The sequence below is a fragment of the Stenotrophomonas sp. 22692 genome (genome assembly GCF_052045015.1).
GTDB classification, from domain to species: domain Bacteria; phylum Pseudomonadota; class Gammaproteobacteria; order Xanthomonadales; family Xanthomonadaceae; genus Stenotrophomonas; species Stenotrophomonas geniculata.
In genome coordinates this window covers 12,639-31,813 of record NZ_JBQEMR010000040.1, presented here as the reverse complement: position 1 = coordinate 31,813, position 19,175 = coordinate 12,639, and the positions used below count along the sequence as shown (strand labels likewise).

Below are 19,175 nucleotides of genomic sequence, written 5' to 3'. Positions count from 1 at the left end.
GGGCGAGACCCCCTTGCGGGAAGAGCCCCCCCCGACCCCGGCTTCGTGCTTACGACTTCTTGATCGCGTGACCGCCGAATTCATTGCGCATCGCCGACAGCAGGCGGTCGGTGAACGAATTGGATTCACGCGAGCGCAGGCGTTCCAGCAGCGACAAGGTGATCACCGGTGCCGGCACATCCAGTGCGATCGCTTCGGCCACGGTCCAGCGGCCTTCACCAGAATCCTCCACGTACGGCGCGATGCCATCCAGCGACGGATTGCGCTTGAGGGCTTCGGTGCTCAGGTCCAGCAGCCACGAGCGCACCACGCTGCCGTGGCGCCACACCTCGGCCACCTGGGCCAGGTCCAGCTCCATCTCCTGCTTGCGCTCCATCAACGCGAAGCCTTCGGCGTAGGCCTGCATCATTCCGTATTCGATGCCGTTGTGGACCATCTTGGTGAAGTGGCCGGCGCCAGACGGACCGACACGTGCCCAGCCGCGATCTTCAGCCGGTGCCAACGTGCGCAGCAGCGGTGCGATCTGCTCCACCACCGGCGCTTCGCCACCGACCATCAGGCTGTAGCCCTCCTGCAGGCCCCACACGCCACCGCTGGTGCCGCAGTCGACGTAGCCCAGATCGTCCTCGGCCAGCGCCTTGGCGCGGCGGATCGAGTCCTGGTAGTTGGAGTTGCCGCCGTCGATGACGATGTCACCCTCGGCCAGGTGCGGGGTCAGCTGGCCCAGGGTCTGGTCGACGGTTTCGCCAGCCGGCACCATCAGCCACACCACGCGCGGCACCGGCAGTGCGGCTACGGCCGCGGCCAGAGAATCAACCACCTCCAGGCCGGCCTCGGCGGCGCGCTGGCGGGCGCCTTCGCCCGGGTCGTAGCCGACCACGCGGTGGCCGCCGCGATGCAGGCGCTGGGCCATGTTGGCGCCCATGCGGCCGAGACCGATCATTGCAATATCCATTGTTTCACCTTCAGTTGGGGTCTAGGGTCAGGCTGCCTGGCCTGCCGGTAGCCGCGCAGTGGCGCAGCTGCGCCTCGCGCCAACGCCGGTAGAGCGTGGTATGCAGATTGTGCACCGCCAGGTCGATCGAAAACGGCGTTCGTGGGTTGCGATCAAGCAGGCGGGCGATGTGGTAGCCGATGGGACGTATACCGCGTGGATGCACATAGATCACGAACTGCTGGTAGAACGGATCGTCCAGCAGCTGGTCCATTCGTGCCAGCGTGGCGTGGTAGCGCGGTTCCAGCCGTGCACGAAGGTCCGGGTCGCGCTCGAACAGCAGGCGCTCGAAGTAGCGCTGGCCGATCCGCGGGATGTCCTGCGCGAGTTTCCATAGTTCGACATTGCGCTGGTCGTACCAGGCCAGGCCGCCGTGGGTGGCCAGGGCCTGCGCAGCGTCCGCGCCCACGTCAACCACCACGAAGTTCTCGGCCTGGTTGCTCAGGTCGTCCAGCGTGCCCTTGTCGTACACATGTTCGATGAAACCGGGCACGCCCACGAACGCCTGTTGCCCCATCGCCGAGGTGCGCACCGCCTTGCCATCGGCGAAGAAATCGCCGGAATGAGCGCCGAGCAGAATGCTGTCGGTACCGTGCAGGGCGAGGAACGTGCCGATCGACAACTCCTCTGCGGCAAATTCGGCGTCGAATGCAGCATCGCCATACAGCTCGCGCTGGGCGGACAGCTGCGCGACCTGGCGGCCGACTCCGCATTCGGCGCGCACATTGCCGCTGTAGAACGCCTGCAGCGCCTGGCTGTTGCTCGCAGTGGGCACGAAACCACGGCCGAAACTTCGCGTGCGCTGCCAGCCTTGCGCCTGTGCGCCGTGCAGGCCGAAGCCAATCCAACCGAGCTGCAGGCCAGAGAAGCGGAATCCTGGATTGCCCTGCAATGCAGTAGCGGCACGTTGCGTGGCTGCACCCAGCTGGAACGCATAGGCGCAGACCGTGGCCGGATCGTCCAGCAGCTGCTGCAGCAACGCCTGGCGCGCTGTAGCAGACATGTCTGCCGGCCAGCGCACGTGCAGGTCGCCGGCAGCCTGCGACTCGGCCAGCGACGCGCGCGTACACACTGCGCCGCCGTGGACCTGCGGCGTACTGAGCGCGGCTTCATCGAAACGCCAGCCCAGCCGCTGCAGCAGCCCCTGCGTACAGTCGGCGGCTGTGGCCGCCATGCCCAGCACGGGCGCCAGCAGCAGGGCCGCGCCCATCAACCCGCCGTGCACGTTCAGCCCTGGTCCGTGCGGGCGGGTGCGGGCTCAGGAACTGCAGAGGGCGGCGGCGGCAACGGTGATGGCATGCCCGCAGCCGGCGGCAGGTACTGCTGCAGGCGCTGGAAGAAGCGGCGATAGAAATCGGCGTCGGTGACCGTGCTGCTCGCCACTTTCACCAACGAATCGTCGTTGCTGCCGAACGGCAGCGATACCGAGCCCAGCGCACCGACACCGACACTGGCTGAGGTCGGGCTCTTCTTCAGCGCATAGCGGTCCTGCACCGCACTGACGAACACCAGCGTCTGGTTGCCACGCGGCGCGCAGGAGATGCGCAGCACCAGCTGCTCATGGTCGTCTTCGCGCGGCTGGAAGTTCTTGTTGCCTTCCACCTGTGCGTCATCGGCACGGGCGATGGCATAGCCCTGGCTGAGCAGGGTGCGTCGCGCGGCTTCACAGGCTTCGCCCGGGCGGCCATCGACGGTACGCGAGAACGTGTCGCCGGAGTCGAAGGATTCGCGCAGCAGGGTACTGTCGGCGGTGCGGCCACCACAGGCCGACAGGATCAGGGCACTGCCAAGCGCCACAACAGCACTGGAAAGACGGGAGGCCCGCATGGGTACTCCTGCGAGGACGGTACCGCCAAGGGTAGTCCTGCGGCCGTGTGCGGCGGGTCGAAACCGGCATGACCGCGCCACCCCGTTGCTGCCTGTTCATGCACAAAAAAGGGACGGAGGGGATTAAGTCGTTTGTGGCATGTGGCTCGCCGGGCATGGCCCGGCGCTACCGGGACGGAGGCACCCAAACGAAAAGGGGCCGGCAATGCCGGCCCCCCTACGGTATCGCATGCCGTCGCCGGCTCAGTCCGCCCAGCGACCGGCGCCGGTGGACTGCGGCAGCACCTGCGCCGACAGCGGGCGGTCGCTGGCCAGCAGGTTCACCGCATCGGCCAGGATCGAGGCCGACTCGCGCAGCAGCGGGTCAGGACGCTTCTCAGCAGCCTTCTCGCGTGCGGCATCCTTGACGATGTCGCGCTCGTTGCCCGTCAGGCCGTCGTCGTTGCTGTCATCGGCCAGCGGGTCCAGGGCCAGGCCCAGTTCCTTGCGCATTGCCTGGCGCTCCTTGCGCTGGGTGTCCTGGCGCTCACGCTCGGCGCGGCGGGTGGCCTCGTTGAGCGAGATGTACTTCTTCGCGGCCTCGGTGCGGAACTGCTGCACGTCCTCGTTCCACCACTGGAATTCCTTGTCGGCGGCAATGCGCGCGTCATGGCGGGTTTCCAGCTTCGGCAGCAGCGGCGCGAAGTTGCCGTACTGGGTGTGCGGCACGGCAGCGATGCGGGTCCACGGCAGCGCGTTGTCGTAGGTGCTCTCGCCGAACTCGGTGGCATCGACGCTGGCCGGGAAGGCCAGGTCCGGCACCACACCCTTGTGCTGGGTGCTGCTGCCGCTGATGCGGAAGAACTGGGCGATGGTCAGCTTGACCTGACCGAAACGCTGGGTCTCACCGCTCGGCCAACGGTCGAGGTCGACGATGTTCTGCACCGTGCCCTTGCCGAAGCTGGTCTCACCGATCACAAGGCCACGGCCGTAATCCTGGATGGCACCGGCGAAGATCTCCGAGGCCGAGGCCGAACCGCGGTTGATCAGCACCGCCAGCGGGCCATCCCATGCCACGCCCTGGTTGCGGTCGCTGTTGACGGTGACGCGGCCACCGGACTCGCGCACCTGCACCACCGGGCCCTGCTCGATGAACAGGCCGGTCAGTTCAATGGCTTCGTCCAGCGAACCACCGCCGTTGTTGCGCAGATCCAGCACCACGCCATCCAGCTTGTCGTTCTTGAAGCCGGCCAGCAGCTTGGCCACGTCGCGGGTGGCCGAAGCGTAATCGGCCGCATTGCGGCGACGGCCTTCGAAGTCCTGGTAGAAGGTCGGCAGCTTGATCACGCCGACCTTGCGTGCCGGCTCGCCGTTGGCGGCCGGAATGGTCATGGTCTCGCCCTTGGCAGCCTGTTCGGCCAGGCGCACCTTCTGGCGGGTCAGCACCAGGGTGTGGTGCTTGCCGTCGGCACCTTCAGCGGCCGGAATGAATTCCAGCTTGACCTGGGTGTCCTTGGCGCCACGGATCTTGGCCACGACATCGTCGATGCGCCAGCCGATCACGTCCTCGACCAGGCCGGACTTGCCCTGGCCGACGCCGACGATACGGTCACCCGGCTTCAGCGTGCCGTCCACCGCAGCCGGACCACCGGCGATGATCTCGCGGATCACCACCACGTCGTCCTGGCGCTGCAGCTGCGCACCGATGCCTTCCAGCGACAGCGACATCGCCTGGTTGAAGTTCTCGGCGGTGCGCGGGGTGAAGTAATCGGTGTGCGGATCGACCGCGCTGGTGTAAGAATTCATGAAGAACTGGAAGACGTCTTCGCCCTTCAGTTCATTGACCGACTTCTCCAGCGTCGCGTAGCGCTTGTCCAGCGTCTTGCGGATGTCGTCCGGCTTCTTGCCGGCCAGCTTCAGGCGCAGCCAGTCGTTCTTCACCGACTTGCGCCACAGCTCATCCAGTTCGGCGCTGCTGGCCGCCCACGGCACCTTCTTGCGGTCGTATTCGAAGCGCTCGTCGGTGGTGAAGTCCGGCTCCTGCTTGAGCAGCTTGCGCGCATAGGCCACACGTTCGCCGACGCGCTGCTTGTAGACCGCGAACACCTGGAACGCCGGCTCCAGCTCGCCGCCACGGATGGCCGAGGAGATGTTGGCTTCGAACGGCGCGAAGCGCGCCACGTCGGCCTGGGTGAAGTACTGCTTGCCGCCGTCCAGCGTCTCCAGGTAGCGCTTGAACACGTCCTTGGAGGTGGCCTCGTCCAGCGCGCGCGGGCGGTAGGCGTAACGGCTGTCGGACAACAGGCCGTACACCAGCTTGGAGGTGGTCACCTGATCGGCGGTTGCCGCGGCGGGCAATGCCGGCGAGTCGGCCTTGGCCGCCAGCGCCAGCGGCGCAACCAGCGCCAGGGCCATCAGGAATGCGGGGGCTTTGAATTTCATTGACGTGCTCGAAGGCGCCTTGCCAAGGGGGAGACTGCGTGGTGTTCAGACACCACGACAGTGCCGAAAGTTGCCGGGTTTGTCACCCGGCCGCGCTCGGTGGAAAACCAGCCTAGCGGGGCCGGTGTAGCAAATTGTGAATGCAGGGCAAGGCGTGCGGACCAACGGTCCGCACCCACCGGTAGCGCCGGCGCCCTTGGCCTGGACATCGGCGTGGTACGACGAGCGCACCATCGGGCCGGAGGCCACGTGGCTGAAGCCCAGCTCGTAGCCGTAGACTTCCAGCGCCTTGTAGTCCTCGGGCGTCCAGTACTTCAGCACCGGGTGGTGGTGCGCGGTCGGCTGCAGGTACTGGCCGATGGTGATCATGTCCACGTCGTGCGCGCGCAGGTCACGCATGGTGGCCTTGATCTGTTCGAAGTCTTCGCCCAGGCCCAGCATGATGCCGCTCTTGGTCGGCACGTCCGGGTGCTGCGCCTTGAAGTTCTTCAGCAGGTTCAGCGACCACTGGTAGTCCGCACCCGGGCGCACGTTGCGGTACAGGTCAGGTACGGTCTCGATGTTGTGGTTGAACACATCCGGCGGGTTCTGCGCCAGGATCTCCAGCGCACGTTCCATGCGGCCCTTGCCGCGGAAGTCCGGGGTCAGCACTTCGATGCGGGTACCCGGCGACTTTTCGCGGATGGCGGTGATGCAGTCGACGAAGTGCTGGGCACCGCCGTCGCGCAGGTCATCACGGTCGACGCTGGTCACCACCACGTACTTCAGGCCCATGTCGGCCACGGTCTGGCCGAGGCTGGCCGGCTCGTTGGCATCCGGCGGCTTCGGGCGGCCGTGGGCCACGTCGCAGAACGAGCAGCGGCGCGTGCAGACTTCACCAAGGATCATGAAGGTGGCGGTGCCGTGGCCGAAGCACTCGTGGATGTTCGGGCAGCTGGCTTCCTCGCACACCGTCACCAGGCGGTTCTCGCGCAGCTTGGCCTTCAGGTTCTGCACGGCATTGCCCGAAGGAATGCGCACGCGGATCCAGGACGGCTTGCGCAGCACCGGCGCGTCGGCGAACTGCACCGGCGAGCGGTTGATCTTGTCACCGCCCAGCTGCTTGACCCCGGCCTGCAACGGCGCGGCGGTCGGAGAGTCGCCCTGCACGATCTGCAGGGGAATGGAACGGGCGGTGGTTTCAGTCATGGCAGTTCCGGGGGGCGGTCAGGCGGCCGCAGAAAGATCAGGCAGTTCGGGCGTGGGCTGCAACAGCAGACCGAACTGGCGGGCCAGGTGGTCCAGCAGCACCGGCTTGACGGCCTCCATCCCGGAGGGCCCGCCCAAGTCTACTACCGAGGTCACCTGCAACCCCTGATAGCCACAGGGGTTGATACGGTGGAAAGGTTCCAGGTCCATGGCCACGTTGAAGGCCAGGCCATGGAAGGTACAGCCGCGGCGCACGCGGATGCCGAGCGCGGCGATCTTGGCGCCACCGACGTAGACGCCCGGGGCGCCCTCGCGGCGTTCGGCACCGATGTTCCACTCGGCCAGGGTATCGATGATGGCCTGCTCGATGCGGCATACGTAGTCGCGCACACCGATGCCCAGCCGTGGCAGGCGCAGCAGCGGATAGACCACCAGCTGGCCGGGGCCGTGATAGGTCACTTGGCCACCGCGGTCCACGTGCAGCACCGGGATCTCGCCCGGCGCCAGCACGTGCTCGTCCTTGCCGGCCTGGCCCAGGGTGAATACCGGGTCGTGCTCGACCACCCACAGCTCATCGGCGTCGGCCTCGCTGCGCTGGTCGGTGAAGCGCTGCATGGCGCGCCACACCGGCTCGTACGCCTGGCGGCCGAGGTCGCGGACCAGCGCCGGACGCGGCGCGCGGTCTTCCGGGGCGGCTTCGGCCGGGCAGCTGTCGGCTACAGCGTCCACTTCACTTCCGGGTGGTCGCGCAGCGCCTGGTGCGCCAGGTCGTACTGTTCGCGGCTCTCGGCCTTGAACACGATGCGGACGGACACGTACTTGCCGTTGGAGGAATGCTTCCAGCTGATGCGTTCATTGACGACATCGATGCCGGCAGCCAGCAGCAGGCGGGGGAGCTCATGTTCCAGGCCGCGGTTGGCCGGGCCCATGGCACTGAGCTCGAACTGGCCGGGGAACTGGAAGCCGTGGTCGGGGTTGTCGGACTTGATTTCCATGCCCCCCATTATCGGGCCGCAGGGCAACAAACCCAAGAGTATTCATCAACGTCAAACAGTGCACCGGTGAGTCGCTGCGTTGCAGCTGAACGGCCGTTCAGCATTGGCCCCGGCCCCGTGGCGCACCGCAGGACAGGGCAGGATTGTCTTCACGAGACAATGTCGTTTTCGGAACAGACAAGTGATCCGAACGCGCTCGTTCCATCACGTTCGCGCGAGTACCGTGTCGCAGCATATAACGACAGACAGAAACAACTTCTCACATGAGCCCCCCTTCCCAACGCCGCCTTGCAGCCCTCGGGCTGTCAGGCCTGCTGGCTGCTGCCCTCCCCCTTACCGCCCAGGCGGCCGAACAATGTGGTCCGGACGCAATGCGCGACCACCCGCCGCAGGTCAATTTCCGCGTCGACAATGACCTGTTCGGCGGCCGCCACCAGGACCAGGGCTACACCAACGGTGCACTGTTGACCCTGGTCTCGCCCAATCTGGTCGATTACACCGACGACCCCTGCCTGCCGCGCATGGCGCGCTGGGTGAACCAGTACCTGGAAGGGCTGCACCCGGGCAAGTTCGAACAGCAGAACATGATCTTCAGCATCGGCCAGGGCATCTTCACGCCGACCGATTTCAGCCGTAGGGACCTGATCGAGGACGACCGACCTTACGCCGGCGTACTGATCGCAAACTTCGGTTTCAATGCGCGCAGCGGCGACCGCCTGCAGACCACCCAGCTGACGCTGGGCGTGGTCGGCCCGTGGGCACAGGGCAAGCAGGTGCAGAACGCCGTGCACGACGTGCTGGGCGACGAGAAATTCAAGGGCTGGGACAACCAGCTGCACAACGAGCCGCTGTTCATGCTGACCCATGAGCGCATGCGCCGCTGGCCGGGCGATGCCAGCGTCAATGCCGACGGCTGGGGTTGGGACGCCATCAGCCACTACGGTGGATCGATCGGCAACCTGGAAACCAAGGCCAACCTCGGCGGTGAAGTGCGCTTCGGCTGGAAGCTGCCGGACGACTTCGGCAGCACGCCGTTGCGCCCGGCCGGCGAGAACACTGCGCCGACCCGCGGCGGCCGTCCCAATGGCTGGTCCTGGCACCTGTTCGCGACCTCGGACGCTGCCTGGGTGATCCGCGACATCACGCTGGACGGCAACACGTTCCGCAACAGTCACAGCGTGGACAAGCGCCATGTGGTGGCTTACGGCGGCTACGGCGTGGCCGTGATGTACGGACGCTGGAAGTTCGCTGCGGCGCGTTACCACAGCACGCGCGAGTTCAACGGCCAGCGCGAAGCACCGGTGTTCGGCAGCTTCACCATCAGCCGGTCGCTGTAGGTAGGTGCCGACCGTTGGTCGGCACGCCGGTTGATGGCAACGACAGTCGAGCACGGCCCGACTCTACAGAACGAAAAGGCCGGCATTCGCCGGCCTTTTCCTTCACCACGCCGGGGCGCGGATCATTCCGATTCCCACCACATCCAGAAGCTGTCCCACAGGCGCTTGAAGAAGCCGGCCTGTTCAACGGCAGCCACCGCCACCAGCGGCGCTTCAGCCACCAGCTTGCCATCCAGCATCACCTTCACGGTGCCGATCTGCTGGCCGGCGGTGAACGGTGCTTCCAGGGTCTTGGGCACATCGATGCTCGGCTTCAGGTCGTTGTAGCGGCCGCGCGGCACGCTCACCAGCATCGGTTGCGCCACGCCCAGCTGCACCTTGTCGGTGGTGCCCTTCCAGACCTTGTGCTCGGCTACGGCCTTGCCCGGTTCGTACAGGCGGTGGGTCTCGAAGAAGCGGAAGCCCCAGTTCAACAGCGCCAGGCTGTCATCGGCACGCTGCTTTTCCGACTGGCCGCCCAGCACCACGGCCACCAGACGCTGGTCACCACGCTGGGCCGAGCTCATCAGGCAGTAACCGGCTTCCGAGGTGTGACCGGTCTTGATGCCGTCCACGCTGCCATCGCGCCACAGCAGCAGGTTGCGGTTCGGCTGCTTGATGTTGCCGACCTGGAATTCCTTGATCTTGTTGTACGCGTAGGTTTCCGGGTAATCGCGCACCATCGCGCGGCCCAGCAGTGCCAGATCGTAGGCGCTGCTATGGTGGCCCGGAGCGGTCAGGCCATGGGCGTTCACGAAGTGCGAATTCTTCATGCCGATCTTGGCGGCATAGCTGTTCATCAGCGAAGCAAAGGCCTCCTCGCTGCCAGCCACGTGTTCGGCCAGGGCGATCGCGGCGTCGTTGCCGGACTGGATCGCCATGCCTTTTTCCATGTCTTCCAGGCGCGCGGTCTGGTTGACCGGGAAGCCGCTGTAGCTGCCATCGGTACCGGCGCCACCTTCGCGCCAGGCGCGCTCGCTCATCATCACCTGGTCATCCGCACGGACCTTGCCGTTCTTGACCTCGGCGGCGATCACGTAGGACGTCATCACCTTGGTGATGCTGGCCGGAGCCAGCTGTTCGTGGATGTTTTCACCGGCCAGCACCTGGCCGGTGGCGTAATCCATCAGCACCCAGGCCTTGGACACGCTGGGCGCGGGCGCCGGCGGAGTGGCAACAGTGGCCGGGGCGGCAGCGGCGGCAGGCGTCGGCGTGGCCGGGGTCGGCAGCGGCGTCTGGGCGGAAGCCAGGCCCACCACCAGGGTGGCGGCCAGGGCGGTGGCGGCGGAACGGAAATTCATTGGACAGCAGGCTCCAGGGGACGGCCGGGAATGGAGGGTGGAACGTAACGGCCATTGTAAGGCCGGGGGAGCATGGGCCGGCAGCACCGGCCCGGGCGGATCAATCCTTGATGATCTGCGGCGAACCCAGGCCCAGACCGGCGATGCGGCCGGCAAGTTCCGCAGCACTGGCATGGTCGCTGGCGGGAACGCGCAGGCGGAACAGGGTGCGGCCACCGGCAGCGATGTCACTGATGGTCGCGCCGACGATGCCGGCGGCGTTGAGCTGGCCCATCGCGCGGTTGGCATTGTCGCGGCTGGAGAAGCTGGCGACCTGCACCATCACCGCGCCCACCACCTGCTGCGACAGGCTGGGTACGGCCGGCGTGGTCGATGCGCTGCGCACCGGTGCCGGTGCCACCGCGCGCGGAGTGGTGCTGGCCACGACAGCCGGAGCGGGCACCGTGCTGCGCACCGGCGGCGCGCTCGGCGGCAGGCTGCTGACCGCCACATCCGGCACGGTGCTGGCCACGCCCTGGGTGGTGGCCGGCTGGCCACGCGCAGGCATGCTGTCGCCCGGCAGGCGCTTGACCAGGCGATCGATGTCGCTGTCGGCTGTGGCGCGTGCAGCCGGCGTCGGGCGCGCGCTGGCCACGGTGGTGGTTGCGGCCGCTTCGGCAGCACGACGTTCGCGGCGCGAGGGCTTTTGCGCCAGCAGGTTGCCCTCGCCCGGCTGCAGCGCGCGCACCTCGACATTGCCGGTACCGCGCTGGGTGATGCCCAGGCGCACGGCGGCGGCGTAGCTGAGATCGACTACGCGGCCATCATGGAACGGGCCGCGATCGTTGACGCGCACGATCACCGACTCGCCGTTGTCGAGGTTGGTCACGCGGGCGAAGCTGGGCAGCGGCAGCGTCTTGTGCGCGGCGGTGAACTGGTACATGTCGTAGACCTCACGGTTCGAGGTCAGGCGGCCGTGGAACTTGGCGCCGTAGTACGACGCGGTGCCGCGCTCGACATAGTTGCGGGTGTCATCAAGCACTTTGTACGACTTGCCCAGCACCACGTACGGCGACTTGTTGCCGATCGCCGAGCGCTCCTCGGCGGTCACTTCCGGCTCGGGAATGCAGGCCACGTTGGGAATGTAATCCGGCGTGCTGTCGCGCACGCCCGGCTTGTACAGGCCACCGGCGGTGTAGTTGCCGCGGGTGCTCAGGTCTTCCTTGGCCGCCGCGTACGGCGACCCTTCCGGGCAGTGTGCCGGGCGCGAGCCGCGCCCCTGCACCAGGGTGCCGCCCGACTTGCCACCATGGCCGGCCGTGGCCGGCTTCTTCGGCGCGCTGCTGCAGGCAGCCAGCGCGAGGACGATCAAGCCTGGGACCAGCCATCTGATGTTCATGCCGGGGGCAGCTCCTGTCCGGCAATGGCCTGGGACAACTGGAACACGGCCATCGCGTACATCTTCGAGAGGTTGTAGCGGGTGATCGCGTAGTAGTTCTGGAAGCCCAGCCAGTACTGCTTGCCGGTGCTGCCTTCAAGCGTGATCGGGGTGGCGGTGGCGCCCGGCTGTACCGGCGCGCTCGGCTGGTAGCCGCGCTGCGCCAGGTCGGCCATCGACCAGGTCGGCATCCATTCGGTCGGATTGAACTCCTCGCGGCCCGGCGCCAGCGTGGCCGGCACGGCCACCTGGCCACCACGGACCCAGCCACCCTTCTTCACGAAGTAGTTGGCAATGGACGAGAACACGTCGTCGTAGCTGGTGAACAGGTCGCGACGGCCATCACCGTTGCCGTCCACCGCGTAATCCAGATAGCTGGACGGCATGAACTGGCCCATGCCCATCGCACCGGCATAGCTGCCCTTGAGCGTGGTGATGTCCAGGTTTTCCTCGCGGCCGAGCTCGAACAGCTTGGCCAGCTCATCGCGGAAGAACAGCTCGCGGCGTACTTCGCGTTCCAGCTTGGCCGGGTCGCCGCTGCGCGGGTAATAGAACGCCAGCGTGTACAGTGCATCGAGCACGCGATGGCTGCCGGCATTCTTGCCGTAGCTGGTTTCCACGCCGATGATCGCCACGATCACTTCAGCGGGCACACCGGTGCGCTGCTGCACGCGATCCAGCTCGGCGCGATGCTGGGCCAGGAACGCGCGGCCGCCATCGATGCGGGCCTTGCTGATGAACATCGGCCGGTATTCGTTCCACGGCTTGACCCGTTCGGCCGGGCGCGACATCGCGGCGATGATCGGCTGGCGCACCTGCGCCTGGTCGAGCACGCTGCTGATCTGCTCCGGCTTCAGGCCATAGCGCTTGGCGGTATCGGCAATGAAGCGGGCCCGTGCGACCTCGAACGGCACCGGGGTGAGATCGACCGGCGGCGCGGTGGCAGCGGTGGCTTCGGGCGCGGCCTCGGCCGGGCCATGGGCCTTGGCGGCGGGTTGGCGCGGCGTGCTGCTGGCCTGGGGCGAAGACGGTGGGGACTTCGGCTGGGTCGCGCAGGCGACCAGGCCGAGGGTGAGCATGCAGGCCAGAGTGCGTCGAATCATCGTCGCAGGTTAGCAGGTCATGGATGAATTAAAACCCCTAACACCATGAATCACAACGATTTGCCCGCGTTCAGCGGGAAATGTGAAGGCGTCGTGATCGGGCTTCCCCATTCAGATAGAGGTGGCCGGTTGCGTCCCCATCCCCGCAGACGCAACCGGCAACCGGATCCGGTCGATACCCGCGCGGCTGCCGCTCCCCAGTGGCAGTACCCCGCGCTCCCTGTATCCGTTGGATCAGTACTGCTCCCGCCCGACGCCCCCTCGCGCTGCAACGATTGACGGCGCGCCGTGCCGAACGGGCCGCCATTGTGCAGGCCGATTACGACAAGTCCATTGATCAGGATCAACGCGCTGTAAAAGTGTGAACCAGCTAACGTTTTTTCCGGACTTTGGTCAGCGGGTGTGCTGCCGTGCATCGTTGTGAGAACGCTTCCACAACGGGCGTTGCGCAGAGTCAGGAAGTTTCCAGCCAACGGCGCAGCCCCTCGTGGGTGGTGTCTGGGTGGTCGCGGAAAGGAGAAGCCGCGGGTGGGCCGGTCGGGTTGGGTACGCGGGGGACGCCGTGAATCCGTCCATGGAGCAACTGTGTTGATGGAGGAGCTTGGCCCCTCCATGAGACGGGCACGGTAGTGCCGGCCGCTGGCCGGCAGCCTTTGGTCTTGCGCCCTGCCTGGCCTTAGGCTGGGACCAACCCGTTTTCAGCGTCGCGCACCCGGGCGTTGAGGATCACCAGCATCTTCCGCATCACCGCCACGATGGCTACTTTTCCTTCTTTGCCTCGGGCTCGCAGCGACTGGTAGAAATCGCGCAGTTGAGGTTCATGCCGCATGGCCGACATGCTGGCCATGTAGAGCACCTGGCGGATCTCGGCTCTGCCGCCATGGATGCTGCGTTTCCCTCGCATGGTTCCGCTGTCGTGGGACATCGGAGCCACACCGACGAGGCTGGCGATGGCCTTGCCGCTGATCTTTCCCAACTCGGGAAGATAGCTTGCCAATACCGCCTGCAGGCCAGGGCCAACGCCCTTCATCGACTTCAGGACAGCCAGTTGAGGCTGCTGGGTAACCTGCTCGGCAATTTGCTTTCCCAGACGTTCAACCAGCGTCTGCAAGCGGGTGATGTTGGCCTGCAGTAGCCGGCGCAATTCACGATCACCGACCATTTCCAGCTGCTGCCGCGCGATGGTCAGCGCGTGCATCGCCTGTCGACGTGCCCGCACGAATTCCCGCATTTTCTGCTGCCAAGGCTCCAGCGGTTGGTAGGCCGGAAGTTTCACCAAGGCCGCCATCTGCGCCAATGCATAGGCATCCAACCGGTCGGTCTTGGCCATCTGCCCCATCCCCTGAGCCAGCCTGCGGGCCCGCAGGGCATTGGCGCGGACCACCGGATGCCCACTGCGTGCAGAAAATCCAGCACCGGTCGTTCGTAGCCGCCGGTGGCTTCCAGCACGATCTGGCTGACCGGACGCTTCTTCAGCCAAACATCCAATTCAGAAAAGCCGGAGCGGTTATTGCAGACCTGCAGGGTCTCTCCGTCCGTCGTGCCGACATCCAGTTGGCGCTTGCTGACATCAATCCCGATCCCGTTCATCACCGGACTCCGTATAGTCTGGAAGGGTCGAGAGCTCCCCCGCTTGCCCAGTCTTATCACTGCGAGTGTCAGCTCCAGCAACTGTTCGGGCGGATCAAGGGAGATTCCGGCGTGGGCGCCAAGCTCCAAGGCGATCGTCGAGATCCAGGCTTACACGGCGGCCCACGCCGGCTCTCGGCACCTACGCTGCCAGATTTCCATCAGATAAGGCTTGGCAGCCGCATCCATGCGGCTGACACCCCCGCGTACCCAACCCGACCGGCCTCTGACAGATTTCGGAGGTCTGCCACCCACGGAGAAGAAAAAGAAGATCAAAAGCGGATCGCGACGCTGCGCTTGCTCGTGAGCCGAGCATGGATCGGCTCTACACAAGGCAATGAAGCGACCCGCCAGGCCGCCTTTGCTTTTGATCTTCTTTTTCTTCTCCGTGGGAGACGCGCACGGAACCTGTCCGTGGCCGGGTAGATGGGCTGCGCAGGGGCGTGAGCCGCATGGATGCGGCGACCGAGCTTACATGGATGTACTTGCAGCGTCCCCTGCGCGGCCCATCTACCCGGCCCCACCCATGAACTGCTTTGCGCGGTCATCCACGAGGGGCTGCGCCGTTGGCTGGAAACCCTATCCCCCGTGCACGGGCCGGTGCCCACGCACCGCCATCACCAGTCCGATGCCGGCCAGCAACGAGACCGCCGATGTCCCGCCATAGCTGATCAACGGCATCGGGATGCCCACCACCGGCAGCAGGCCGGAAATCATTCCACCATTGACCAGTACATAGACGAAGAACGCCAACCCCAGGCTGCCGGCCAGCAACCGTGCATGCGTGTCGCGTGCGTGCACTGCGATCCACAGGCAGCGTCCGACCACGAACAGGTACAGCGCGAACAGCGTCGCCACACCGATCCAGCCGAATTCCTCGGCCAGCACCGAGAACGCGAAGTCGGTGGTGTACTCGGGCAGGAAATCCAGCGTGGCCTGCGTGCCCTGCCCCCAGCCACGCCCCTGCCAGCCACCGGAACCGATCGCGATGCGTGACTGCAGGATGTTCCAGCCGGTGCCGAGCGGATCTGCCGCCGGGTCGAGGAAGGTCAGTACGCGATCCTTCTGGTACTGCCGCAACAGCCCGAACCACGCCAGCGGTGCGGCCACCGCCAGCCCCGCCGCGCCCGTTGCCACCCAGCCCCAGTGCAGGCCGGCCAGCAACAACGCGAACACCCCGCTGGCAGTGACCAAGGTGGCGGTGCCGAGGTTCGGCTGCATCAGGATCAGCACGGCAGGAACGCCGATCAACACTGCGGCCGTCAGCACCGTGCGTGGCGAGGGCGGCAACGGCTGCCGGTGCAGGTACCAGGCCATCATCAACGGCAGGCTGAGCTTGAGCAGCTCCGACGGCTGCAGGTAGAAGACGCCCAGGTTGAGCCAGCGCTGCCCGTACTTGCCGGTGCCGATCACATACACCGCCATCAGCGGCAGCATCGACAGCGCATACAACGCCGGTGTCCACGCGCGCAGGCGCAGCAGCGAAACACGCGACAGCAGCCACATCGCCACCAGGCCACCGGCAAAGCGCGCCGCCTGCCCGGTCACCGGCCCGGACACGCTGTGCAGCACCGCCAGGCCCGCGCCCATCAGGATCAACAACGCGACCAGCAACGGCAGGTCGATCGTGCGCACCGCCTCACGGCAGCCGCCAAGCAGTCGTTTCCATTCCACGCGCGCCACGGTAGCAACGGGCGCTTGCGTGAAGCTGTCATGGTGGTCCTGCGCAGCCGGTGTTACCCGTAGCCGCCGTGCACCGGGTTGTGACTGCGCACGGCCATCACCAACCCGAAGCCGGCCAGCAGTGACACCGCCGAGGTACCGCCGTAGCTGATCAGCGGCATCGGCACGCCCACCACCGGCAGCAGGCCGGAAATCATCCCGCCGTTCACCAGTACATAGACGAAGAACGCCAGGCCGGTAGCGCCGGCCAGCAGGCGCGAGTACGAATCGCGCGACTGGCTGGCAATCCACAGGCAACGCCCGATCACCACAAGGTACAGCGCCAGCACGGTGGCCACGCCGATCCAGCCGAATTCCTCACTCAGCACCGAGAACGCGAAGTCGGTGGTCTGCTCGGGAATGAAGTTCAAGTGCGACTGCGAGCCTTCGCCCCAGCCCTTGCCATCGAAGCCGCCGGAACCGATCGCGATCTTCGACTGGATGATGTTCCAGCCGGCCCCCAGCGCATCCATCTCCGGGTCCAGGAACATCATGATGCGGTCCTTCTGGTACGGCCGCAGCAGCCAGAACCAGGCCACCGGCGCAACCGCGGCCACGCCGCCCACACCCAGGCCGACCCACCACCACGGCAGGCCTGCCAGCAGCAGCACGAACACGCCGCTGGCGGCGATCAGCACACCGGTGCCGAAGTCCGGCTGCAGCATCACCAGGCCGGTTGGTACGCCGATGATGACCAGGGCCACGAGCACGGTGTTGAAGCGCGGTGGCAACGGCATCTTGTGCAGGTACCAGGCCACCATCATCGGCAGGCTGACCTTCAGCAGCTCGGCCGGCTGCAGGTAGAAGAATTTCAGGTCCAGCCACTGCCGGCCGTATTTGCCGGTACCCAGCACAAACACCGCCAGCAGCGGGATCATCGAGATTGCGTAGATCATCGGCGTGGCCGAGCGGATCCGCAGGATCGGTACCCGCGAGATGCCCCACAACGCGGCCATGCCCACTGCGAAGCGCGCGCCCTGTGCCATCACCAGGCCATCGCCACCGGCACTCTTCAGCGTGGCCAGACCGATCACCATCAGCGCGCCCAGGGCCAGGCACAACACCCAGTCCAGCGTGCTGAAGAAGCGACGCAGCATGTCGCCGGCCCAACGCAGGAACACTCTCATCGTGCGGGCTCCACGGTGGTCGGGCGTGGCGTGGCCGGCAGCGCGGCCGCAGCCGGCGCCCCCGGCTGCGGCGGTGCGGGTGCCGGTTCCGGCGCGGGCACGCCGACCAGCACCGGGTGCTCGCCCAGCTGTGCCGCAGCAAGGTCACCGGCCTGGCGCGCGCCCACATCTTCGTTGTCGAACGCGGTGGCACCGATGGCGGTGGTGCCGCGCTCGCTGTCCAGCGGCTGCATGCCTTCAGGCATCTTGCCCAGCAGATAGGCGTCGAACACCTTGCGTGCGATCGGCGCAGCCGCCGCACCGCCGTAGCCGCCGCCCTCCACCGCGATCGCCAGCGCGATCACCGGCTGGTCGACCGGCGCGAAACCGACGAACAGCGCGCGGTGGCGCAGGTGCATCGGCAGGCTCTTCGGATTCACCGCGGCCGTGCCCTTGCGGCTGACGACCTGCGCGGTACCGGTCTTGCCGGCCATCGTATACGGCGCGCCGGCGGCCATGCGGGCCGCGCTGCCGCCAGGCAGCATGGTGGCCATCATGCCTTCGCGCACCGCCTGCAGATTGTTCGGGTTCGGGCTGACCGGTTTGCTTTCGCCCGGGTCGGTCGCCATCCAGTCATGGTCGAACCCCGCACGCTGCTGGATCACCAGATGGGGCGTGCGCAGCTGCCCGTTGGCCAGCCCACTGACACCCCGCGCCAGCTGCAGCGGGGTGACCTTCCAGTCACCCTGGCCGATGCTGATGTTGACTGTATCGCCCGGATACCAGGCCTCCTTGCGGCTCTTCCGCTTGTAGGCCGGCGACGGCAGGATGCCGCCGATCTCGCCGGTCAGGTCGATACCGGTCGGCTGGCCGAAGCCGTAGTACTCCATGTAATGGTCGAAGCGCTCGATGCCCAGGTCCAGCGCCAGCTTGTAGTAGTAGGTGTTGACCGACTGCGCGATGGATTTGCGCAGGTCGGTCCAGCCGTGGCCACCGCGGTGCGAGTCACCCCAGCCACGCGAGGTGCCGGGCAGATAGAACATGCCGGTGGACAACACCTTGTCTTCCGGGCGGCGTACACCCGAATCCAGGCCGGCCAGGCCGATCAGCGGCTTGAGCGTGGAACCGGGCGCGACGCCACCGAGCACCAGGCGGTTGAACTGCGGCCGCGACGGGTTGTCGTTCAGCGCCTTGAAATCGGCATGCGAGATACCGTTGACGAACAGGTTGGGGTCGTACGACGGCAGGCTGACCATCGCCAGCACTTCGCCGGTACGCGGGTCCATCGCCACGGCCGAGCCTTCCTGGTCGCCGAACGCGGCCACCATGGCGCGCTGCAGGTCGGCGTCGATCGACAGCCGCAGGTCGGCGCCGGACTGCGCGGCAACGCGGCCGATGGTGCGGATGGCACGGCCCTGCACGTTGGTCTCGACCTGCTCGTAGCCGACCTTGCCGCGCAGCTGCTGCTCGTAATAGCGCTCCAGGCCGGACTTGCCGATGTGGGTCAGCGCGGCGTTGCCTTCGCCGAGGATCTCCAGATCCTTGTCGTCGACACGGCCGACGTAGCCGATGATGTGCGCGAACAGGTCGCCATACGGGTAGCGCCGGGTCAGGTAGGGCTCCAGCTCGACGCCGGGGAAGCGCCAGCGGTCGACGGCGAAGCGCGCCATCTCCTCGTCGCTCATGCGCAGCTTCAGCGTGACCGGCAGGAACTTGCGGCGCGCCTTGCGCGACTTGTTGAACGCTTCCAGCTCTTCCGGGCTGATGCTGATGATCTTCGCCAGCCCTTCCAGGGTGGCGTCCATGTCCTTGACCTTGTCCGGGGTCACGTCCAGGCGGAACGCCGGCACGTTCTCGGCCAGCAGGCGACCGTTGCGGTCGTAGATCATGCCGCGCCCGGGCACTACCGGCCGCGGCTTGATGCGGTTGGCTTCCGAGCGCGTGGCGTAGACGTCGTGGTCCAGCACCTGCAGCTTGAAGTACCAGCCGCCCAGTCCCAGCAGGCAGACCAGCACGCCCAGGAAACCCAGCGCCGCGCGGCGGCGGAACTGTTCGGCTTCGGCGTGCGGATTCTTGACCTGGCGGCGCGGGATCAT

Annotated in this window: 13 protein-coding genes and 2 pseudogenes; 1 reads left to right on the top strand and 14 read right to left on the bottom strand. The window is 66.5% G+C overall.

Annotation, left to right across the window (positions count from 1 at the left end):
• Positions 1–49: 49 nt before the first annotated feature.
• The 7 genes and pseudogenes from gnd to ACTJJM_RS18355 all read right to left on the bottom strand — a co-directional run bounded on the left by gnd (position 50) and on the right by ACTJJM_RS18355 (position 7,425).
• The gene (gene gnd / locus ACTJJM_RS18385) at positions 50–955 is read right to left on the bottom strand and encodes a phosphogluconate dehydrogenase (NAD(+)-dependent, decarboxylating) (RefSeq protein ID WP_043401640.1); all 906 of its coding nucleotides are present in this window, start codon (positions 953–955) and stop codon (positions 50–52) included.
• A gap of 10 nt (positions 956–965) precedes the next feature.
• On the bottom strand, positions 966–2,204 hold the full coding sequence (locus tag ACTJJM_RS18380) for a hypothetical protein (RefSeq protein WP_043401637.1): 1,239 nt from the start codon (positions 2,202–2,204) through the stop codon (positions 966–968).
• A gap of 17 nt (positions 2,205–2,221) precedes the next feature.
• A complete protein-coding gene (locus tag ACTJJM_RS18375) occupies positions 2,222–2,821 on the bottom strand; it encodes a DUF2242 domain-containing protein (protein ID WP_049452827.1) in 600 nt (199 codons plus the stop codon).
• A gap of 243 nt (positions 2,822–3,064) precedes the next feature.
• Complete coding sequence (locus ACTJJM_RS18370; protein ID WP_010480977.1) at positions 3,065–5,242, bottom strand: carboxy terminal-processing peptidase; 2,178 nt, start codon at positions 5,240–5,242, stop codon at positions 3,065–3,067.
• A gap of 177 nt (positions 5,243–5,419) precedes the next feature.
• Positions 5,420–6,430, bottom strand: a pseudogene (lipA, locus tag ACTJJM_RS18365) (lipoyl synthase); the annotation flags it as partial.
• A gap of 18 nt (positions 6,431–6,448) precedes the next feature.
• Entirely contained in the window at positions 6,449–7,159 is a 711-nt protein-coding gene (lipB, locus tag ACTJJM_RS18360; protein ID WP_032130311.1) for a lipoyl(octanoyl) transferase LipB, read from the bottom strand.
• A complete protein-coding gene (locus ACTJJM_RS18355; RefSeq protein WP_005411067.1) occupies positions 7,147–7,425 on the bottom strand; it encodes a YbeD family protein in 279 nt (92 codons plus the stop codon). Before ACTJJM_RS18355 ends, lipB begins: the two co-directional genes overlap by 13 nt.
• A 263-nt stretch (positions 7,426–7,688) precedes the next feature.
• Between ACTJJM_RS18355 and ACTJJM_RS18350 the strand changes: the two genes are divergently transcribed.
• A complete protein-coding gene (locus tag ACTJJM_RS18350; protein ID WP_019338844.1) occupies positions 7,689–8,762 on the top strand; it encodes a lipid A deacylase LpxR family protein in 1,074 nt (357 codons plus the stop codon).
• Between the two features lie 122 nt (positions 8,763–8,884).
• Here the strand turns inward: ACTJJM_RS18350 and ACTJJM_RS18345 are convergent, their stop codons facing one another.
• From ACTJJM_RS18345 to mrdA, 7 genes and pseudogenes are all read right to left on the bottom strand, one after another.
• Positions 8,885–10,102, bottom strand: a complete 1,218-nt coding sequence (locus tag ACTJJM_RS18345) for a D-alanyl-D-alanine carboxypeptidase family protein (RefSeq protein WP_010480982.1) — start codon at positions 10,100–10,102, stop codon at positions 8,885–8,887.
• A 100-nt stretch (positions 10,103–10,202) separates the two neighbouring features.
• Positions 10,203–11,480 (bottom strand): septal ring lytic transglycosylase RlpA family protein, encoded by a 1,278-nt coding sequence (locus ACTJJM_RS18340; protein WP_049480367.1) that lies wholly within the window; start codon positions 11,478–11,480, stop codon positions 10,203–10,205.
• Positions 11,477–12,622: a lytic murein transglycosylase B gene (gene mltB, locus ACTJJM_RS18335; protein WP_049480366.1), complete on the bottom strand. Its 1,146-nt coding sequence runs from the start codon at positions 12,620–12,622 to the stop codon at positions 11,477–11,479. The genes ACTJJM_RS18340 and mltB overlap by 4 nt, the downstream gene beginning before the upstream one ends.
• A 676-nt stretch (positions 12,623–13,298) precedes the next feature.
• Positions 13,299–14,212: pseudogene (locus ACTJJM_RS18330) on the bottom strand (IS110 family transposase).
• Between the two features lie 618 nt (positions 14,213–14,830).
• Positions 14,831–15,925, bottom strand: a complete 1,095-nt coding sequence (rodA, locus tag ACTJJM_RS18325; RefSeq protein ID WP_171954641.1) for a rod shape-determining protein RodA — start codon at positions 15,923–15,925, stop codon at positions 14,831–14,833.
• 62 nt (positions 15,926–15,987) lie between these two features.
• Entirely contained in the window at positions 15,988–17,100 is a 1,113-nt protein-coding gene (rodA, locus tag ACTJJM_RS18320) for a rod shape-determining protein RodA (RefSeq protein ID WP_010481418.1), read from the bottom strand.
• On the bottom strand, positions 17,097–19,175 hold the full coding sequence (gene mrdA / locus ACTJJM_RS18315; protein ID WP_010481416.1) for a penicillin-binding protein 2: 2,079 nt from the start codon (positions 19,173–19,175) through the stop codon (positions 17,097–17,099). The genes rodA (ACTJJM_RS18320) and mrdA overlap by 4 nt, the downstream gene beginning before the upstream one ends.

What these genes read in the sequence shown, in the direction of transcription:
- ACTJJM_RS18340 (WP_049480367.1), bottom strand. Translation starts at nt 11,480, where the DNA reads ATGAACATCAGATGGCTGGTCCCAGGCTTGATCGTCCTCGCGCTGGCT.
- ACTJJM_RS18375 (WP_049452827.1), bottom strand. Translation starts at nt 2,821, where the DNA reads ATGCGGGCCTCCCGTCTTTCCAGTGCTGTTGTGGCGCTTGGCAGTGCC.
- rodA (WP_010481418.1), bottom strand. Translation starts at nt 17,100, where the DNA reads ATGAGAGTGTTCCTGCGTTGGGCCGGCGACATGCTGCGTCGCTTCTTC.
- mltB (WP_049480366.1), bottom strand. Translation starts at nt 12,622, where the DNA reads ATGATTCGACGCACTCTGGCCTGCATGCTCACCCTCGGCCTGGTCGCC.
- ACTJJM_RS18370 (WP_010480977.1), bottom strand. Translation starts at nt 5,242, where the DNA reads ATGAAATTCAAAGCCCCCGCATTCCTGATGGCCCTGGCGCTGGTTGCG.
- ACTJJM_RS18345 (WP_010480982.1), bottom strand. Translation starts at nt 10,102, where the DNA reads ATGAATTTCCGTTCCGCCGCCACCGCCCTGGCCGCCACCCTGGTGGTG.
- gnd (WP_043401640.1), bottom strand. Translation starts at nt 955, where the DNA reads ATGGATATTGCAATGATCGGTCTCGGCCGCATGGGCGCCAACATGGCC.
- ACTJJM_RS18350 (WP_019338844.1), top strand. Translation starts at nt 7,689, where the DNA reads ATGAGCCCCCCTTCCCAACGCCGCCTTGCAGCCCTCGGGCTGTCAGGC.
- mrdA (WP_010481416.1), bottom strand. Translation starts at nt 19,175, where the DNA reads ATGATCCCGCGCCGCCAGGTCAAGAATCCGCACGCCGAAGCCGAACAG.
- ACTJJM_RS18380 (WP_043401637.1), bottom strand. Translation starts at nt 2,204, where the DNA reads ATGGGCGCGGCCCTGCTGCTGGCGCCCGTGCTGGGCATGGCGGCCACA.
- ACTJJM_RS18355 (WP_005411067.1), bottom strand. Translation starts at nt 7,425, where the DNA reads ATGGAAATCAAGTCCGACAACCCCGACCACGGCTTCCAGTTCCCCGGC.